The 17,845-nt window shown below is 67.4% G+C and carries 15 protein-coding genes; 8 read left to right on the top strand and 7 right to left on the bottom strand.

Annotated elements, in window-relative coordinates; translation table 11 throughout:
- Positions 1-33: 33 nt before the first annotated feature.
- Complete coding sequence (locus ADE01S_RS05360; protein WP_062680434.1) at positions 34-996, bottom strand: LysR substrate-binding domain-containing protein; 963 nt, start codon at positions 994-996, stop codon at positions 34-36.
- Between the two features lie 92 nt (positions 997-1,088).
- On the opposite strand from ADE01S_RS05360, the gene cydC reads away from it, so the two are divergent.
- Positions 1,089-4,700 (top strand): thiol reductant ABC exporter subunit CydC, encoded by a 3,612-nt coding sequence (gene cydC / locus ADE01S_RS05355; RefSeq protein ID WP_062680433.1) that lies wholly within the window; start codon positions 1,089-1,091, stop codon positions 4,698-4,700.
- On the opposite strand, the gene ADE01S_RS05350 is transcribed toward cydC, so the two are convergent.
- Positions 4,672-7,254 (bottom strand): penicillin G acylase, encoded by a 2,583-nt coding sequence (locus ADE01S_RS05350; protein ID WP_062680432.1) that lies wholly within the window; start codon positions 7,252-7,254, stop codon positions 4,672-4,674. The two genes, cydC and ADE01S_RS05350, sit on opposite strands and share 29 nt — an antisense overlap.
- A 154-nt stretch (positions 7,255-7,408) precedes the next feature.
- Between ADE01S_RS05350 and ADE01S_RS05345 the strand changes: the two genes are divergently transcribed.
- Complete coding sequence (locus ADE01S_RS05345; RefSeq protein WP_062680431.1) at positions 7,409-8,326, top strand: LysR family transcriptional regulator; 918 nt, start codon at positions 7,409-7,411, stop codon at positions 8,324-8,326.
- 39 nt (positions 8,327-8,365) lie between these two features.
- Here ADE01S_RS05345 and ADE01S_RS05340 read toward each other — a convergent pair whose 3' ends face one another.
- On the bottom strand, positions 8,366-9,259 hold the full coding sequence (locus ADE01S_RS05340) for a LysR family transcriptional regulator (RefSeq protein WP_062680430.1): 894 nt from the start codon (positions 9,257-9,259) through the stop codon (positions 8,366-8,368).
- A 125-nt stretch (positions 9,260-9,384) separates the two neighbouring features.
- Between ADE01S_RS05340 and ADE01S_RS05335 the strand changes: the two genes are divergently transcribed.
- The gene (locus tag ADE01S_RS05335; RefSeq protein ID WP_062680429.1) at positions 9,385-10,263 is read left to right on the top strand and encodes an NmrA family NAD(P)-binding protein; all 879 of its coding nucleotides are present in this window, start codon (positions 9,385-9,387) and stop codon (positions 10,261-10,263) included.
- A gap of 64 nt (positions 10,264-10,327) precedes the next feature.
- A complete protein-coding gene (locus tag ADE01S_RS05330; protein ID WP_306303200.1) occupies positions 10,328-10,525 on the top strand; it encodes a DUF2798 domain-containing protein in 198 nt (65 codons plus the stop codon).
- A 14-nt stretch (positions 10,526-10,539) separates the two neighbouring features.
- Here ADE01S_RS05330 and ADE01S_RS05325 read toward each other — a convergent pair whose 3' ends face one another.
- The 4 genes from ADE01S_RS05325 to ADE01S_RS05310 all read right to left on the bottom strand — a co-directional run bounded on the left by ADE01S_RS05325 (position 10,540) and on the right by ADE01S_RS05310 (position 13,607).
- Complete coding sequence (locus tag ADE01S_RS05325) at positions 10,540-11,169, bottom strand: TetR/AcrR family transcriptional regulator (protein ID WP_062680427.1); 630 nt, start codon at positions 11,167-11,169, stop codon at positions 10,540-10,542.
- Complete coding sequence (locus ADE01S_RS05320; RefSeq protein WP_062680516.1) at positions 11,166-11,483, bottom strand: DMT family transporter; 318 nt, start codon at positions 11,481-11,483, stop codon at positions 11,166-11,168. The genes ADE01S_RS05325 and ADE01S_RS05320 overlap by 4 nt, the downstream gene beginning before the upstream one ends.
- 100 nt (positions 11,484-11,583) lie before the next feature.
- Entirely contained in the window at positions 11,584-12,321 is a 738-nt protein-coding gene (locus ADE01S_RS05315) for an SDR family oxidoreductase (RefSeq protein ID WP_062680426.1), read from the bottom strand.
- A 77-nt stretch (positions 12,322-12,398) separates the two neighbouring features.
- Complete coding sequence (locus ADE01S_RS05310) at positions 12,399-13,607, bottom strand: GGDEF domain-containing protein (RefSeq protein WP_172853126.1); 1,209 nt, start codon at positions 13,605-13,607, stop codon at positions 12,399-12,401.
- Between the two features lie 268 nt (positions 13,608-13,875).
- Here ADE01S_RS05310 and ADE01S_RS05305 point away from each other — a divergent pair, with 268 nt between their 5' ends.
- The 4 genes from ADE01S_RS05305 to ADE01S_RS05290 all read left to right on the top strand — a co-directional run bounded on the left by ADE01S_RS05305 (position 13,876) and on the right by ADE01S_RS05290 (position 17,839).
- On the top strand, positions 13,876-15,102 hold the full coding sequence (locus ADE01S_RS05305) for a calcium:cation antiporter (protein WP_082775706.1): 1,227 nt from the start codon (positions 13,876-13,878) through the stop codon (positions 15,100-15,102).
- Between the two features lie 168 nt (positions 15,103-15,270).
- Positions 15,271-15,561: a hypothetical protein gene (locus ADE01S_RS05300; RefSeq protein WP_062680425.1), complete on the top strand. Its 291-nt coding sequence runs from the start codon at positions 15,271-15,273 to the stop codon at positions 15,559-15,561.
- A gap of 47 nt (positions 15,562-15,608) precedes the next feature.
- Complete coding sequence (locus ADE01S_RS05295) at positions 15,609-16,664, top strand: RNA methyltransferase (protein WP_062680424.1); 1,056 nt, start codon at positions 15,609-15,611, stop codon at positions 16,662-16,664.
- Between the two features lie 248 nt (positions 16,665-16,912).
- Positions 16,913-17,839 carry a DMT family transporter gene (locus ADE01S_RS05290; RefSeq protein WP_062680423.1) on the top strand — a complete coding sequence of 309 codons (927 nt, stop codon included), beginning with the start codon at positions 16,913-16,915 and terminating at the stop codon, positions 17,837-17,839.
- Positions 17,840-17,845 lie beyond the last annotated feature (6 nt).

The following is a 17,845-nucleotide window of genomic DNA, read 5'->3' as shown; positions in this document are numbered from 1 at the left end:
GTAGCAAACCGCAAGGCCGCGGGCTGGGTGAGATCAGCTCGTTGCGCCGGCCTGCCAAGCCCCCCTGCTTTTGCCTTCCTCCAGCAAAAACTCCACCAACGCCGGCAGCGATGCATCCATCGGCCGATTCGGCTGGATCCTCATCACATACCCCCAGGACCCCGCCATTCGCAACTGCGGCACCAGGGGCACCAGCCGGCCGCTGGCCAGTTCCTCGTCGATCAGCGGCGCCCGGCCCAGCGCGATGCCCACGCCGGCCGCGGCGGCGGCCGCCACCGTGCTCATGCCGCTCAACACCATCGGCTCCTGCCAGTCCGCCTCCGCCAGCCCGAGGCGCGGGCTCCAGTTGCGCCAGTCGGTCTCGGGGCTGTCGATGTGCTTCTCCTCCAGCCAACGGTGGCGCGTGAACACCCGCGGGTCGGCGCGCTCGGACGGCGCGACCAGCGCCGGGCTGCACACCGGCACCACCGTCTCGGTCATGAGCGGGATGTCGCCCGGCTCCGCGTTGTGCGGCCCCATGGCGCGCACGTGCAGAAAGGCCAGGTCGATGTCCTGGCTCTTCCAGGCCGGATCCTGGCTGGCATGCAGGTAGACCTGGATGTCGATGTCGGGATGCAGTTCGATGAACCGGCCGATGCGCGGCGCCAGCCACAGGGCGGCCAGCGAGGGGTTGGCGGAGACGTTCAGGGTATAGCGCCGCTTGCCGCGGGCCGTTGCCCGCACATTGCGGCAGGCGGTTTCCAGCAGGGTCAAGGCCTGTTGCACCGACGCCAGCAGATCGGCGCCCGCGCCGGTGGGCTCCGCGCGGCGCGCCGTGCCTCCGCGGCGCAGCAGCGTGGCGCCCAGGTCGGCCTCCAGCGCCCGCAACTGGTGGCTGACGGCGCTCTTGGTAACGTTGAGTTCGGCGGCGTCGCGGCTCAGGCTGCCCAGGCGGGCCACGGCCTCGAAGGCGCGCAGCGCGGCGAGCGGCGGAGTGTGGTTGGGAAGGTCGGCCATGGGTTGAGTTTATCTCAACCCCCGATTGAAAAACTATCGCTTTCGCCCGCGCTCCGGATCGGGGACCATGCAAGCTCTGGAAGGAGATTGCAATGTATTTCGATTCACGGCTTTGGCGGCTGACCGAGGGCCTGCGCGCCGGCATGGCGGGCGGTATTTTCCTGGGGCTGCTGGCGCTGGCGGCCGGCATCGCGCGCTATGTGTTCCTGGGGCAGTTGCTGGCCCGGGTCTTCGAGGGCGCGCCGTGGCAGGACTGGCTGACGCCCGCGCTGTGCGCGGCGGCCATGGTGCTGCTGCGGGCGGGCTTCGACCACTGGCGCACCGTGCAGGCCAACCGCTGCTCGGCCGAGGTGCAGCAGGCGCTGCGCGGCCGGCTCTATGACCGCATCGTCAGCCTGGGGCCGGCCTGGTTCGCCAACCAGCGCACGGGCGGCGTGATGCTGACGGTGGTGGACGGCGTCGAGCAATTGCAGACTTTCTTCGGCCAATACCTGCCCCAGGTCGCCATCGCGGCGGCGGCGCCCTTCGCCATCTTCGCCGTGATCGCGTTCTGGGACGTGCCGACCGCGCTGGTCTTCCTGGCGGCCGCGCTGTTCGCGTTGTTCGGCCCCATGGCCGTGCACATGCTGGACCGGCGCGCCAGCCTGGCGCGCACGCGTTCGCTGAACGACTTCGGCGAAGACTTCCTCGACGCGGTGCAGGGCCTGCCCACGCTGAAGTCCTACGGCCAGGGCAAGGCCTGGGGCCAACGGTTGGCCGCCCGCGCCCGCAGCCTGTCGGACAACACCTTCTGGGTGCTGTCGGTCAGCCTGCTGACGCGCGGCATCAGCGACCTGGGCGTGGCCCTGGGCGCGGCGCTGGCCCTGACGCTCGGCGCCTGGCGCGTGGCCGCCGGCGACATGAGCGTGGAGGCGCTGCTGATCGTGCTGATGGCCGGCACCGAAATCTTCCGCCCGCTGCGCGACCTGCGCTCGGTGCTGCACCGGGGCATGCTGGGCCAATCGGCGGCCGTCAGCATCCATGCCCTGATGGACGCGCAACCGCTCACGCCCGCGCCGCGGGCCGCGGGCGACGCCCCGGCGCGGCTGGCCCCCACCATCGAATTCGACGGCGTGGCGTTCTCCTACACGCCCGAACGCCCCGCCCACCAGGGCCTGACCTTCCGCATCGCGGCGGGCGAACGGGTCGGCGTGGTGGGCCCCAGCGGCGCGGGCAAGTCCACCATCGTGCGCCTGCTGCTGCGCGAATGCGTGCCGCAGGCCGGCAGCATCCGCGTCGGCGGCCGCGACGTGAACGAACTGGATACGCAGGCCCTGCTGTCGCACATCGCGCTCGTCAGCCAGGACATCACGCTGTTCCATGGCACCATCGACGACAACCTGCGCCTGGGCCGCCCGGACGCCACGGCCGAGCAGGTGCGGGCCGCGGCCCGCGCGGCCAACATCGACGACTTCATCATGGCGCTGCCCGACGGCTACGCCACCCGCATCGGCGAGCGCGGCCTGCAACTGTCCGGCGGCCAGCGCCAGCGCGTGGCCATCGCGCGCGCCCTGCTGCGCGACGCCCCCATCCTGATCCTGGACGAAGCGCTGTCCTCGGTGGACACCGAAAACGAAGCGCTCATCCAGCAGGCGCTCGACCGGCTGATGGCTGGCCGCAGCACGCTGATCCTGGCCCACCGCCTGGCCAGCGTGATCGGCGCCGACCGCTGCCTGGTCCTGGACCAGGGCCGGGTCGTGGAAGCCGGCGCGCATGCCGCGCTGATGGAGCAGGGCGGCCTGTATTACCGCCTGATGCGCGAACAGGCGGAAGCGCACCGGAACCCGGCCGCGGGCCAGGCCCCGGCGGCCGCGTCGGCCGCCCCCGAACCGAACGATGCCGCGCCCGAGGGCGGCTCCGGCGCGCAGGGTCCGGCGGCGCTGCGGGCGCTGGACGACGACGCGGCCCAGGTCGGCTGGCGCGGCACCCTGGGCACGCTGCTGTCGGTGGTGCGCCCGTGGCGCGGCACCTTGGCGGCCACCATCCTGCTGGGCGTGGCGCGCGTCGCCGCCTTCATCGGCGTGGGCGTCTTCAGCGCGCTGATCGTGGCCGCCATCCGCGACGGACGCGACGTGTCCGCGCTGGTCGTCGGCCTGCTGATCACCGCGCCCCTGGCCGCGCTGTTCCACTGGCTGGAATCCTGGCTGGCCCATGCGATGGCCTACCAGCTGCTGGCCGACATGCGGGTCAAGCTCTACGACAAGCTGGAGCGGCTGGCGCCGGCCTACCTGTTGCAGCGCCGCTCCGGGGACCTGGTGGCGCTGGCCACGCAGGACGTGGAGATGGTGGAGTATTTCTACGCGCACACCATCGCGCCGGCCATCGTGTCGGTGCTGGTGCCGCTATCGGTGCTGGGCTTCCTGGGCGTGTACAGCTGGCCCGTGGCGCTGGCGCTGCTGCCCTTCCTGGCCTATGCGCTGGTGTCTCCGGTGCGCGGGCGCCGCAAGGTCGACGCGCTGGGCGACAAGGCCCGGCAGGCCCTCGGAGAAATGAGCGCGCACGCCACCGACACCATCCAGGGCCTGGCCGACCTGACCGCCTTCCAGGCGACGGGCCGGCGCCGCGACCAGTTCCTGGAAGTGGCCGACCGCTACCGCGTCCGCCGCCTTGCCATCCTGCGCGACCTGTCCAGCCAGACGGCCTGGTTCGAAGTGGCGATGGGCCTGGGCGGCCTGGCCGTGGCGGTGGTGGGCGCGCTGCAGGTCTCGGCCGGCGCGCTGTCGGCCAGCATGTTGCCGCTGCTGGTGCTGATCGCGCTGGCCACCTTCCTGCCGGTATCGGAAATCTCCCAGGTCAGCCGGCAGCTGGCGGACACCATCGCCGCCACCCGCCGCCTGCACGTGGTGGCCAACGAGCCCGAGCCCGTCACCGACGGCCCGCTGGCCGCGCCCGTCGCCGCGAATGGCCTTTCTCTGGCGTTCGAGCACGTCAGCTTCGCCTATCCGGGCAAGCGCGAGGACACCTTGCGCGACCTGAGCTTCAAGGTGCCGGCCGGCGCCACGGTCGCCGTGGTGGGCGCGTCGGGCGCGGGCAAGAGCACCGTGGCCAGCCTGCTGCTGCGCTTCTGGGATCCGCGCTCGGGCGCGGTGAAACTGGATGGCGTGGACGTGCGCCAGCTGCAGCTCGACGGCCTGCGCGAGCGCGTGGCCCTCGTCACGCAGGACACCTATCTGTTCAACGACACGCTGGAAGGCAATATCCGCCTGGCCCGGCCCGAGGCCAGCCCCGAGGAACTGGCGCGCGCCCTGGAGCAGGCCGCCCTGGTGGACTTCGTGCGCGCCCTGCCCGAAGGCATGGCCACCCGCGTGGGCGAGCGCGGCATGCAGCTCTCCGGCGGCCAGCGCCAGCGCATCTCCATCGCGCGCGCCTTCCTGAAGAATGCGCCGGTGCTGATCCTGGACGAGGCCACCTCGCACCTGGACACCCTGTCCGAGATGCAGGTGCGCGGCGCGCTGGACGTGCTGATGCGCCACCGCACCACGCTGGTCATCGCGCACCGCCTGTCGACGATACGCGATGCCGATCTGATCCTGGTGCTGGACCGCGGCACGCTGGCCGAGGCCGGCACGCACGACCAGTTGCTGAAGCGGCAAGGGGTCTATGCGCGCCTGGCCAGCCACCAGGGCGGCTACGCGATCAGTAGCGCAGCGTCTCTACCGACTTAGCGTTGGCCCGCACTTCCGCCTCCGTGAACCAGACCCGCTTGCTGCCGAAGGAGGCATACAGGTCGAACTGGTCTCGGGCGTGGGGCGACGCCGTGCCGTCCGGGGCCACGAAACCGCTCTGCCCCGGCGCCACCACGTCCACCGCGCGCACGCCGCGGGCGTCGAACACCGTCATGTTGTTCTCGGTTCCGCGGTTCTGCGTGGCCGGCGCGCTCAGCACCGCCTTGGCGTCGGCCTGCGGCACGCCCAGGAAGTTCTTGGGCGCGAACACCATCGGCGGCGCGGGCACGCGCCAGCCGGCGGGATCCTGGCCGTAGGCCTCGCGCAAGGCGGCCAGCGCGTCGTCCAGCGCCGCCAGCGTCACGGCCTGGGGCGGCTGGCCGTTGAAGAAGTCGTATTGCTGCGGCACGCCGGCGTTCCGCCCGGCCAGCGCGTTGTACAGCACCTTGGTGCCCACCGTCAGGTTGACCGAGCCCGTAGCAGGCGCGGCCGGCGTGGGGTAGCCGGTGGCGCTGTACCACTTGAAAAAATCGGCCGGCATCTCGTCGGCCAGCGTGCGCTTGAGCATGGCGCGCAGCCAGGCGTCCATCACGGCCGGGCCGGCGTTGTCGTAAAAGCCGGGCTGCTTCTCGCTGGTGCCCATGCCGTCCCAGGACGCCAGCCCCGCCACCATCCGCGCGCGGGCATCGTCGGCCGGCAAACCTTGCACCGCCTGCTGCAGGAAGGGCAGGAAATGGCGGCGGTTCACGTCGGCGTAGCTGGTGGTTCGGATCAGGTCCCACATCTGCTGCGCGCTGACCTTGCCGCCATCGGCCGTCATGGCCTTCAGGCGCGTCTCGATCTCGGCGTAGCGGTCGGCCTGTCCCCACACGATGGCGAACAGGTCGGTGGACGGATAGCCGCGCATGGGCTGGTTGTTCCAGTTGGCGATGAAGCCCTGGCGCGGGTTGTAGACCTGCGGATTGGTCGAGAACGGCAGCATGCCGTCCCAGTCCATCTCGCCGGTGCCCGGCACCGGCAGGCGCGGATCGTGGCCCGGGCGGCGCTTGGGATAGAAGCCCGTGTGCGCATAGCCGATGTTGCCCCGGTCGTCCGCGTAGTACCAGTTGATGGTCAGCGCGTGGCGCGCCGCCTGCCGCTTCCATTCATTCCAGTCGCGCGACTGCGCCTTGTGCGTCCAGGCCATCAGCGATTGCAGTTCGTAGCCTTCCCACGCGCGCGCCTTGGCGTAGGCCACGCCCTGCTTCTCGTCGAACTTGGTGACGATGCCGTGCACCGTGCGGTACACGTCCATCATCACGGGCTCGGCATCCTTGACCTCGATGAGCTCCGTGCGCTTCTCCATCGTTTTCCAGGCCCCGTCGTGGAAGTAGCGGGTGCGGTCGGCGGGATCCAGCTTTTCGGCATAGATGTCCACGTCGTCGCCGAAGCCCGCGGTGGAGCCCCAGGTTACGTGCGCGTTGTGGCCGAACAGGATGCTGGGATAGGCGAACGGCGTGTTGCCGACCACGTCGAAGCCCGCGCCATGCAGGCCGATGCCATAGGTGTAGGCCGGATTCCACCAGCCGAACTGCGGCCCGTTCAGCAGGATGGAGCGCGCGTCCTTGGCGTGCTCGCGGCCCACGATCCACATGTTGCTGGTGGTGGGGAACCCGGCGATGCCGGGCTGGCCCGATTCCGCGAACTGCGCCAGCAGCAGCTTGCGCGCATCGGCCGGAGATTCGTCCACCACGCCGCGGGTGCGCGCATCGCGCGCCACGCGCTCCAGCATGGGCGGCGTGCCGTCGTAGCGCGGCAAGGCGTAGGACAGCCGGGCCGGCGGCCGCCCGCCCTCGGGCTGGTAGCGCCCCTCTTCCTCCGGCACCGTCACGGGCGCGCGGCTGTCGGTCATCCAGCGCAACTGGTTGAAGATCTGCATGGCGCGCTCCTCGCCGTGGCGATCCTTCAACGCGGTCAGCAGCGCCAGGTTGTCGATCTCGCTGTTGGCATCCGAAAAGCGGTTGGCCATGGTGCCCACGAACACCATCGCCACGTCGTAGGCCGTCCAGTCGCCCGGCTTGAACCCCAGGTCGTTGAATTCCTTGGGCATCAGGCTGCCGGGCTCGGCGCGCACCCGGGCGATCCAGGCGTTCATGCCCGCCGCGTAGCCGTCCAGTATCTGGCGGTCGGACGCCGGCTGCGCGGCCAGCTGGCGCTGGATGCGCTCGGGCGAGAAATTCCCGCGGATGGACTTGTCGAACGCCACCATGGACTGGCCCAGCACCTCGGCCACGCGGCCCTGGGTGCTGCGCCGCGCCATCTCCATCTGGAACAGGCGGTCCTGCGCCACGGCGTAGCCGTAGCCATAGAAGATGCCGTAGACCGTGTTGGCATACACATGCGGCATGCCATAGCCGTCGCGCCGTATCGTGACCTGGCCGCCGACGGCGCCTGCCGGGCGCGCCGCGGCCTCGGCCTGCTGCTGGGATTTCTGCTGGATTTCCTGGGCTTGGGCTTGAGCGCCCATGGCCGCGCAGGCCGCCAGGATGGCGGCCGACAACAAGTGCTGCTTCATTCGAATCTGTCTCCGTATTTGACGTGCCGCGCCGCGGTGCGAGTCCCGGGCACGGGTTGCGGCGCCTCTTGCGGGCCCCGTCTGCGGACCATGATACGAACAGCCCATTTATAATTCCAATGCATTTATTTCATAGTATTTATGCATCGGAAACATGGATTTCCAGAAACTCAAGCACCTGCTCGCCGTGGTGGAACATGGCACGTATTCGCGCGCGGCGGACGCGGTCAACCTCTCGCAGCCCGCGCTCAGCCGCAGCATCCAGGCGCTGGAAGCCGAACTTGGCCTGCCCCTGCTGGACCGCGGCACGCGGCGCGTGCGCCTGACGCCCTACGGCGCCTGCGTGGCGGAACGCGCGCGCCGCATGCGCTTCGAGGAAGCGGAACTGCAACGCGAGCTCAAGACCCTGCACAGCGGCGAATCGGGCACGCTCTGCATCGGCCTGAGCCCCACGCCCGCCTCCCTGCTGCTCTCGCCCTTCCTGGCCCACATGGCCGAACGCCACCCGCAAGTGCGCGTCGGCGTGGAACTGGGCGCCACCGCGGCCCTGCTGGACATGCTGCGCACCGAACGCGTGGATGCCATGGTCTGCGACGCCCGCATGCTGTACGACGCGGCCGACCTGGAAACCCGCCCCCTGCCCCCATTGCGGGCCGGCCTGGTCTGCCGCAAGGGCCATCCCATCCTGGCCCACAAGCGCCCCGGCATCGAACAGATCCGCCGCTACCCCGTGGCCTCCAGCACGCTCAGCCCCGAAGTCTCGCTGCGCCTGGCGGAAACGCTGGGGCCGGGCGGCGCGCCCGAACAGATGGTCACCCACCGCTGCGAGAACCTGGATGCGCTGGTCGAACTGACGCTGCGCTCGGACGCCCTGCTGCTGGGCGTGATCTGCGTCACCCGCCGGCAGCAGGAGGCCGGGCACCTGATCGAAGTGCCGATCGCGCCCGACCCGCAGCGCCAGGGCCACTACGCGCTGGCCCGGCTGGCGGGGCGCACTCCCTTGACGGCGCAGGACGCGCTGTACGACTTCACGCGGGAATGCTGGGATGGGTTCGCGTCGTTCCGGGCGTAGGCCAGGCTCGGAAGCGAACGCGGCCGGCCCGCGTCACGGCTAGAGCTGATCGAGCTTCAACCCCGCCGCCAGGCAGTCGACGAAAGCGCGCACCTTGGCAGGCGGCAGCCTGTTCTCCTGCCACAGCGCATGGATGGGCACGGGCTTGGGTTCGAAATCCTCAAGAATGGTCTCCACCTGCCCCGTCTCCAGCAGATGCCGGATCTGCCACATCGGCGAGTAGCCGATACCCAGCCCGGCGCTGACGGCGCTGTAGATCGCCGCCATCGTATTGGTTCGGAACGGGCCGCGAACGCCTATCGTGCGCCGCTTCCCGCCAATCTGGAAAACCCATGGACCCGAGCGATGATCCACGGTCCGGACGATGCACGCATGCTGGCGCAATTCCGTCGGATGCGCGGGGCGGCCATGCTGCCTGAAATAGGAAGGCGCGCCGAATACGACCCGCCGCAGCGCGCCCAGCCGCCTTCCCTGCAAGCCCGAATCCGGCAAGTCGGCGATACGCACCACCAGGTCGAGCCCTTCGCCGGACAGGTCCGTAAACGAATCCGTCAGTTGCAGATCGACCTCGACCTGCGGATAGGCGCGCATGTAGTCCGCGATGATAGGAACCAGGAAGTCGGGGCCGAACAGTATCGGGGCTCCCACGCGCAATATGCCTGACGGCGCGTTGCGGCGATCGGCGACCTCAAGCCGCGCCTCGCCTATCTCCGTGATCGCCGGCTTCACCCGCCGAAAAAAGGTCTCGCCAGCTTCGCTGAGCGCGCAATGTCGCGTGCTGCGGTGGACCAGTTGAACGCCGACGTCCTCTTCCAGCGACGCAAGCGAACGGCTGACGGCCTGCAGCGAGCGATCGAGCAGGCGCGCAGCCTTCGTCAGGCTTCCCGTTTCGGCAATATGAATAAAGGCTTCCAGGTCTTCGAGGCGGCTCATTATTCTCTCGAATTTCGTGATTTAGATTGGATTTTCACACGCATTGTTTCACCAATAGTGAGAAATTACACTGCCCTCATTCGTTCATCCGCATAGAGGAGAAACCCGTGGGCAGCACTCAACGCATGGTTTTGGTCGTCGGGGCGACCGGCAAATTCGCCAGCCTGGTCGTTCCTGAATTGCTGCGACGCAAAGTCGCGGTCCGGGCGCTCGCGCGCGACGACGCTCGCGCCGCCGCCGCCCGCGCGCTCGGCGCAACCGAAATCGCCATCGGAGACCTGCGCGATCCCGACAGCCTTGCCCAGGCAACGCGGGGCGTGGACGGCATCTTCCATATCGGCCCCGCGTTCACCGCCGACGAAGCGGCGATGGGCGTCGCCCTGGTCGACGCGGCCAAGCGCAACGGTGTCCGGAAGTTCGTCTTCTCGTCGGTGATCCAGCCGACGAACACGCGCCTGGCCAACCACGCCAGCAAGATCCCGGTAGAGGACGCCCTTTACTCGTCGCGGCTGGAATACACCATCCTGCACCCCGCCAACTTCATGCAGAACATAGGCTTGGCCTGGCCGTCGATCCGGGACCGCGCCTGCTTCGCGGAGCCCTTCCCGAAGCAGGCAAGCATCGCTCGCGTGGACTACCGGGACGTGGCGGAAGTCGCCGCAATCGCCCTCGCTGAAGACAGGCTGGCCTACGCGACCCTGGAACTGTGCGCCGGCATGTACAGCCGCCTGGACATCGCGGCCGCCTTGTCGGAAGCGCTGGGATATCCGGTCGCGGCGCTGGAGCCCGACGTCAGCGAGTGGGCGGCCAATGCGCGCCTTCCCTACAGCGGCCCGCAATTGGCCCTGTTGTCGAAGGTGCTCGACCACTACCGCGCATACGGCTTGGGCGGAAACAGCCTGACGCTGCGCGCCGCGCTGGGCCGGGAACCGCGCTCGCTGCGCGACTACGTCAAAGACCTGATCGCCGAAAAAAGCCCCATCCACCGCCACGGGGAGCATTGAAATGCCCGCGCATCCATCCAGATCGGTCCTTAGAAAACTGCCTCAGGGCTCTGCCCGCTACCTGATGCCCTTGGTGTTGTCCGTCTTCATGTCGGCCATCGTGTCGGCGGTGGCGACCGCCACGAGCGTCGGCCTGGGCCCTGAATTCGTCCTCAACTGGCCCAGCGCCTGGGGCGCCTCCTGGATCGTCGCCTTTCCCAGCCTGCTGCTCCTGCTGCCCATCGTGCGCCGGATCGTCGCCTGGATGGTCGTCCAGCCCTAGGGCCTGGCTTGCCGCTAACCCGCGGGCCAGGCGAGCATGGCGGCGTCGATGATGATATTGAGCTTCTCGATGGACGCGCCGTCGCGGGCCTGGATGGAGAGCCCTTCGAGAACGGTGGTATAGAAAGCGGCAAGCTGATCGAGATCCGCCGACGCGGCAAGATCGCCTTCCGCCATGCCTTGGGCCAAGCGCGCTCTCAGCGTCGCTTCTCCCTGCAATCGGTTGTCGGCCAGAAACGCGCGCACGCTGTCGTTCTCGGGCGCGCCCAGCAACGACGACAACACGATCATGCAGCCGCGCGGCCCCTCCTCGACCACATAGGCCCGCGCGTTCGATCGCAGCATGGATTCGACGGCCTCCCGGGCCGTGCCGGCTTTCTTGAGGCTCTGCGACGTCGCCTTCCCCTCGACGCGGTCGTAGAGTTCGACCGCCTCCCGAAAAATCTCCTCCTTGCAACCGAAGGTCGCGTAGAGGCTGGGCTTATTGACGCCCATGGCCGTCGCAAGATCCTGGACCGACGTGCCCTCATAGCCTTGCGTCCAGAAGGTTCGCATGGCGGCAAGCAACGCCGTGTCCCTATCGAACGCTCTCGGGCGCCCGATCTTCGGCGCGAGAGCCGACTTCGATTTGCCGCCGGCGCTCATGATTCAACCATCCGCAGACCCGCCACTCCCACTCCTATCAGCGCCAAGAACAACAGCTTGGCCGGCGACATCTGCTCGCCGTACGCCAAGGCCCCGAAAACCGCCACGCCGAAGGCGCCGATCCCCACCCAAATCGCATAAGCCGTGCCCACCGGCAGATGCTTCAAGGCCAGGCCGAGCAGGACCAGGCTCAGCATCGCAACACTAACACCGATCACGCTGGGCCAGAACCTCGTCAGCCCGTCCGCCTGCTTGAGCGCCAATGCCCAGACGATCTCAAGCGCGCCGGCCAGCACCAATAATCCCCACGCCATCCGCATCCTCGCTGGTCTCCGATTGCCTCGGGTCGCCTCTGTTGCCTCTGCTGCCTATACCTCCGGCGCGGCCGGCGGCCTCCCTATCCACGACGCATCCCTAAGCCGTAAAACCGCCATCGATGGCGAGCGACGCCCCGGTGATGAACTGGCTCCCGGGCGACGCCAGATATCCCACCGCGGCCGCGATCTCCCTGGGCTGCGCATAGCGCTTGATCGCCATGAGTTCCAGCTCGGCCGCCACCATCGGGCCATTCGCGGGATTCATATCCGTGTCGGTCGATCCGGGATCGACGATATTGACCGTGATGCCGCGCTCGCCCACCTCGCGCGCCAGCCCCTTGGTGAACCCGATCAGCGCGGATTTGCTCATCGCATAAAGCGTCACGCCCCCGTAAGGCACCCGCTGGGCAAAGCAGGAGCCGATCGAGATGATGCGCCCGCCGGAACCCATGTGCGCCAGCGCCGCTTGCGAGGCCGCGAACACCGCCCCCGCGTGGATCGCCAAGGTGTCGCTGATCTCGTCGAGGGTGGCGTCCTCTACCGGCCCCGCCGGGAATACCCCGGCGCTATTGACCAGAATGTCCACCCTGCCCAGTTCCCGGGCGGTCTGCGCCACCGCCGCCCGCACCGCGGCCAGATCCCGGCTGTCCGCCTTGATGGCCAGGACCTTGACGCCGCTTGCGCCAAGCTCGCCGACAAGGTCCTGGGCCGCCTCATCCGACCGGGCGTAGGTGAACGCGACGTCGGCTCCTCTTTCCGCGAACAGCCGGACGATGGCTGCGCCTATCCCCCGCGTGCCCCCGGTGACGAGGGCGACCTTGCCTTGGAATTCCATGTCGATAGCTCCTTTTATACCGATCGGTATAAAAGATTAGGCAAACGGGGAAGACGCGTCAAGGAGTGGGGTCATTTCTACACATTCACCATCGCTGGCTCAGGGGGCTCAGCCGAAATGCTGGCAGTCGTGTCGGCGGATTCGATCCGATTGCGTCCCGCCGCCTTCCCTCTATATAGCGCCTCGTCGGCGTGTCGAAGCGCATCCTCCAGGCCATCCGCGCCATGGAACGGCGGAGAAATCCCGATGGTGACCGTGCAACGCAGCACATCGTCGGAACCCGTCACGTTGATTGCATGGCTTTCAACGCTGGCCCGCAGGCGCTCTGCCAGATCGACGACACGGCCGCCGTCGGCTTCCAGGAAAACCGCCACAAACTCTTCTCCGCCGATACGGCCCGTCAAATCGCCACGACGAACCGTGGAGCGAAGCACATCCGCAACCTGGCATATGACTTCATCGCCGGCCTGGTGGCCGTGGGTGTCATTGATACGCTTGAAATGGTCGACGTCCAACAGCAGCAGCCGAGCCGACATGGCGTTCCGGGAATTGAAATACCGGGTCAGCGCATCCAGCAGCCCCCGGCGATTGAGCAGGTCTGTCATGGGATCGCGCGCCGCCATATTGCGCAGACTGTCCGTCAGCCGTCGCAGCACGAGCCAGACTATGGAAGGCGGCACGATGGTAGCGAGGGTGGACATGTAGATGTAGAAAATCATCTGGAACCGGCTGTCCATGTGCAGCGCATCCAAGCCGTCATCCACGATTTTCCAGAACTTCAGCGCGTTCAGAATACAGATTCCGCTAATCAGAAACGCAAAAAAGAACATTTCCCCGTACAGGTCTTTTGCAAAAGTGCGCACGCCGTAGATCACGGTAATCGTCATTGCAAAGAAAAGCGCGCTCGCCGTCGCCGCGAGCATGGCGTAACGCGCCGTCGGCCCCGCGGTCCATTGCACTACCCACTGCGCAATGCCATAAACCACGGAAAATATGATCAGCGAACGCCATAATCGAACCTGACGCCCAAAAAAGCGCATGGCGCCGAGCCAGTAGGCGATCGGGGCAGCCAGCGTGAGGATATGGTTGACGACGCTCATCACGCTCCAGGCCGGCCCCCCTTCAACCAGTTGCAGGATATAGGCCAACGCCAGCAGGAGATTGCCCGCGGCAAAAAAATCCATTCCCATCCTGTTGCCGGGCAAGCGACGGCTGATCAGCAAGAACATGGCCGAAAAGCACAGTAAATGTGCGCACAACATGGCGACGAGCGTGGATGCGACCATAATCTTGACGTGAAGAAAGGGACAAAAACTCCTACGCTGAAGCTGCCAGGCCGTAGGCAGCGACATTAACCGAGGAATCGCGAGCCAGGTCAAGTGCCCCTTGCGAATTGCTTGAGGTCTAAATCAAGCCTGAAGCGGCATGCGTCGCGCCTGCCCCGCTCTTCTTAATCGGCTAGAATTTCGCCCGGGCAGTGCGCCCGCCCTGGCCTGGACGACCTTGCCGGTGTGTATTCCACGGGGACGACCCCGCTGCATGAAAGGATCGTCCATGCGCCATTCGTCGCCCCCCGCAACGGCCACGCCGTCATCGTCCCGAGACGCGTCCCGGGGTTCCGCCCAGCCCCCTGCCCCATCCCTGCGCCCCCAGCGGGTTCCAATCTCCACCTGGCTGAAGCTGGGCTGGGCCTGGCTGGTCGTCATTGCCTTTTCTCTATATGGCGGCGACTGGCTCGCCGAGCCGCTCGCGCCGACGGCGGCGCTGGCCGCTTTCGGGGCGCTGTTCTTCACCATCATCGCGGCCTCGTTCGGCGTGGTGCATGAAGCCGATCACTTGGCGCACAAGCTCGGCGAACCCTACGGAACGCTGATCCTCACGCTGTCCATCGTCTCGATCGAGGTCATCCTCATCGCCTCGGTGCTGCTCGGCCCGGGCGAATTCCCCACCATCGGCCGCGACTCGATCTTCGCCGTCATGATGATCATCGCGAATCTGGTGATGGGCCTGTGCCTGGTCGCGGGCGGCCTCAAGCATGGCGAACAGGAATTCAACGCCCAGGGCGCGCGCGCCTATCTTTCTATGATCGCTCTGCTGGCCGGCACGGCGCTGGTGCTGCCCAATTATCTCTCCGGCGCAGGAGAATTCACCGGCCCCCAGGCGGCCACCATCGCGACCCTCACCGGCGTGCTGTACGCGGTATTCCTGCTGCTCCAGATGCGCGGCGAACGCAGGCTCTACATCCAGCCTCCGCCCGGGGCCATGACGGTGGCGCCGGCTCGCGCGCCTCGACCCGACGCCGACGCGAACCCCGCTGAAGCAGGCGGCGCCTCGCTCTGGCTGAGCAGCGCGCTGCTGCTCGGCATGATCGTCCCCATCGTCTTGCTGGCCCACCACCTCGCCATCGTCATCGATTACGGCGTGGCCGCCGCCAACGCCCCGGTCGCCGTGGGCGGCGTGCTGATCGCGATCATCGTCTTCACGCCGGAATCCATCACGGCGGTGAAAGCCGCCTTGAACAATGAAATGCAGCGCGCCATCAACCTCTGCCTGGGCGCTTTCGTCTCGACCGTGGGCCTGACCGTGCCGGCCGTCCTGGTGATCGGACTGTTGACGGGCAAGCAGGTCATCATGGGCATTTCTCCCATGGAGATCGTGCTTGCCGCGCTGACGCTCCTGCTCTCCATGCTGTCCTTCAACGGTCAGCGCACCTCGGTCATGCAGGGCGCCATGCATCTCGCGCTATTCGCCACCTATGGCTTCCTGTTGTTCAACGCCTGATCCCGCGGTCTCTTTGCATGGCGCCGCGCTCTATGCGCGGATCGTTCGCGTCACCCACCCGTAACGAGCTTCGAACCCCTTACCCAAACCCTGTCTCGGGGGGCATTGTGGCGGCCGACACTGAACAACGTAAAATGTCAGGCCTCCAGCCCCCCAAATGCTTCCTTTATGAACCTTGAACGACTGCGCCGCGAATTTCCCGACTACGACATAACAACCCTGCCGCCCCTGCCCGAAGGTTACTTCGACGCGTCGAGCTACATCGATGCGGCGCCTTCGTTCGAGAACGAGGAGCGCGGCTTGAAAGTGTATGTCGACTACGCCAACTATGCCGACCGCGAATCCGGCAGGAGCCAGCGCTTTTGCGTTTCGCGCTACGACGAGGAAGAAGGCGACTACGAGGACGTCGCCCTGTCGACCAACGATTGGGCCGAAGTCATACGCTTCCTGACGGCCTGAATTCCGTCCCCAGCCCCTTCCAGGGGGCCGAGTACAATCCGCCCCCCATGCGCTACTCCGACTTCGACCAACGCCTCGCCGCTCTCGGCGCCCTGCCCGTCCATCGGGGCCGGATCGTGCGTGTCTGGTTGCAGGGGCAAGCGCTCGACATCGGCACGCGACGGCGGAGCTCCGAGAACTTTCTGCCTCTCGCGCTGCGCGACGCCGTGCCCGCCTTGACGGCGGAACTGGACGGCCTCGCCCGCGTCCGCTCCGAACATGCCGGCAACGACGGCTCGCGCTTGCTCGTCGAACTCGCCGACGGCCAGATGGTGGAAAGCGTGCTGTTGCCGCGCGACGGACTCTGCGTCTCCACCCAGGTCGGCTGCGCGGTCGGCTGCCGCTTCTGCATGACCGGCAAGAGCGGCCTGATCCGCCAGGTCACGAGCATGGAAATCCTCGCCCAGGTCGTGCTGGCGCGACGCCAGCGCGCGGTGAAGAAAGTCGTCTTCATGGGCATGGGTGAACCGGCCCACAACCTCGACAACGTGCTCGAAGCCATCGACCTGCTCGGCACCGAAGGCAATATCGGCCACAAGAATCTCGTGTTCTCCACCGTGGGCGACCTGCGCGTGTTCGACGCCCTGCCGCAACAACGCGTCAAGCCCGCGCTGGCGCTGTCGCTGCACACGACCAAAGCCGAACTGCGCGAACACCTGCTGCCGCGCGCGCCGAGAATTTCGCCGGAAGAACTGATCGCACTTGGCGAGAGATACGCTCGCGACACAGACTATCCGATCCAGTATCAATGGACGCTGCTCAAGGGCATCAACGATGGCTACGACGAACTCGATGCCGTCGTGCGCCTGTTGAAGGGCAAGTATGGTGTGCTCAACGTCATTCCCTTCAATAGTCTCGAAGGGGATGACTACCAGCGCCCCGATGCCGCGCGCATCCGCGAGATCGTCCATTCTCTGCAAAGCCGTGGCGTGCTGACCAAGGTGAGAAATAGCGCGGGGCAGGATGTGGACGGCGGCTGCGGCCAGTTGCGCGCTCGCGCCGTCGGCGCGGCGCGGGTGGTCGAACTGCGGCGCCAGCGCACGGCAAGGGCGGAAGCCGCCTAGGCGGGGGCTATCCCCCACCAAGCCGTCGGCAACCATTTCGAGGGTTCCGGTATCGACCCGGTGCGGAAACCGGGGTGGCACGCCAGCAGGTTGCCCTCGCTGCTCACCTCCTGGCCGCGCCGGCCCGCCCGCCGGCGCCAGCTAAAATCCCGCATGCGCATTGACGGCTGCCACGGATCGGCAACCTCGACGCGTTGTGTTTGCACTGTCGCGTCCTGCGACCACCGCGGCTCACCTTCGAAGCACACATGAAAAATACGTTGATGGCCACGCACCTGCGCCTGGTCGGCATGGCCGCGCTCTGGGGCGCGTCGTGGTCCTGGGGCAAGGTCGTCGCCCAGTCGATGGCCCCGCTGGCCGCGGCCAGCCTGCGATTCCTGTTCGCCAGTGTGGTGCTGGTCCTGTGGATGCATCGCGCCTCGGCGCTGCGGGGGCTGAAGTCGCTGTCGCGCAACCAATGGCTCGGCCTGGCCGCCGCCGCGCTGGCGGGTGTCTTCGGCTACTCCAGCTTCTTCATGCTGAGCCTGCAACTGGTGCCGGCCGGCAAGGCCGCGATCGTGGTGACGCTGAATCCCGGCGCGACCCTGCTGCTGGCGGCGATCCTGTTCCGCGAGCACCTCAACCCCGCCATCCTGGCCGGCATGGTCCTATCGGCCATCGGCGCGTACATCGCCATCGGCGGCGGCTCGCTGGCCGGCGCCGGAGCCGGCGTGGGCATCGGTGAACTGCTGTTGCTCGGCTGCGTGGCCTGCTGGGTGGCTTACACCCTGATCGGCCGGCTGGTGCTCAAGGGCGTGGACGCCCTGACCACCACCACGGTGACCACCGTGATCGGCGCGCTGATGCTGCTGCTGACCAGCCTGATCGTGGAAGGCGTTCCCGCCTGGCAGAAGCTGGGACAGGCGCCGGCCAGCGCCTGGGGCAGCCTGCTGGCCCTGGCGTTCGGCGCGACCGCGATCGCCTATGCCTGGTATTTCGAAGGCGTGAAGTCGCTGGGCGCCGGCGCGGCCTCCGGCTACATCACGCTCGTGCCCGTCTTCGGCGTGCTGTTCTCCAGCCTCTGGCTGGGCGAAGCCACCCCCGCGAACCTGTTCATCGGCGCCGCTCTCGCGATCTCGGGCATGGCGATAATGCACCTCGGCCGGCGTCGCGCCGAGGTAAGGCAACGCCGATAACGCGCC

The organism is Achromobacter denitrificans NBRC 15125 (genome assembly GCF_001571365.1).
GTDB classification, from domain to species: Bacteria; Pseudomonadota; Gammaproteobacteria; order Burkholderiales; family Burkholderiaceae_B; genus Achromobacter; species Achromobacter denitrificans.
Note: the sequence above shows the minus strand (reverse complement) of the source record. Positions and strands in the feature narration are given on the sequence as shown.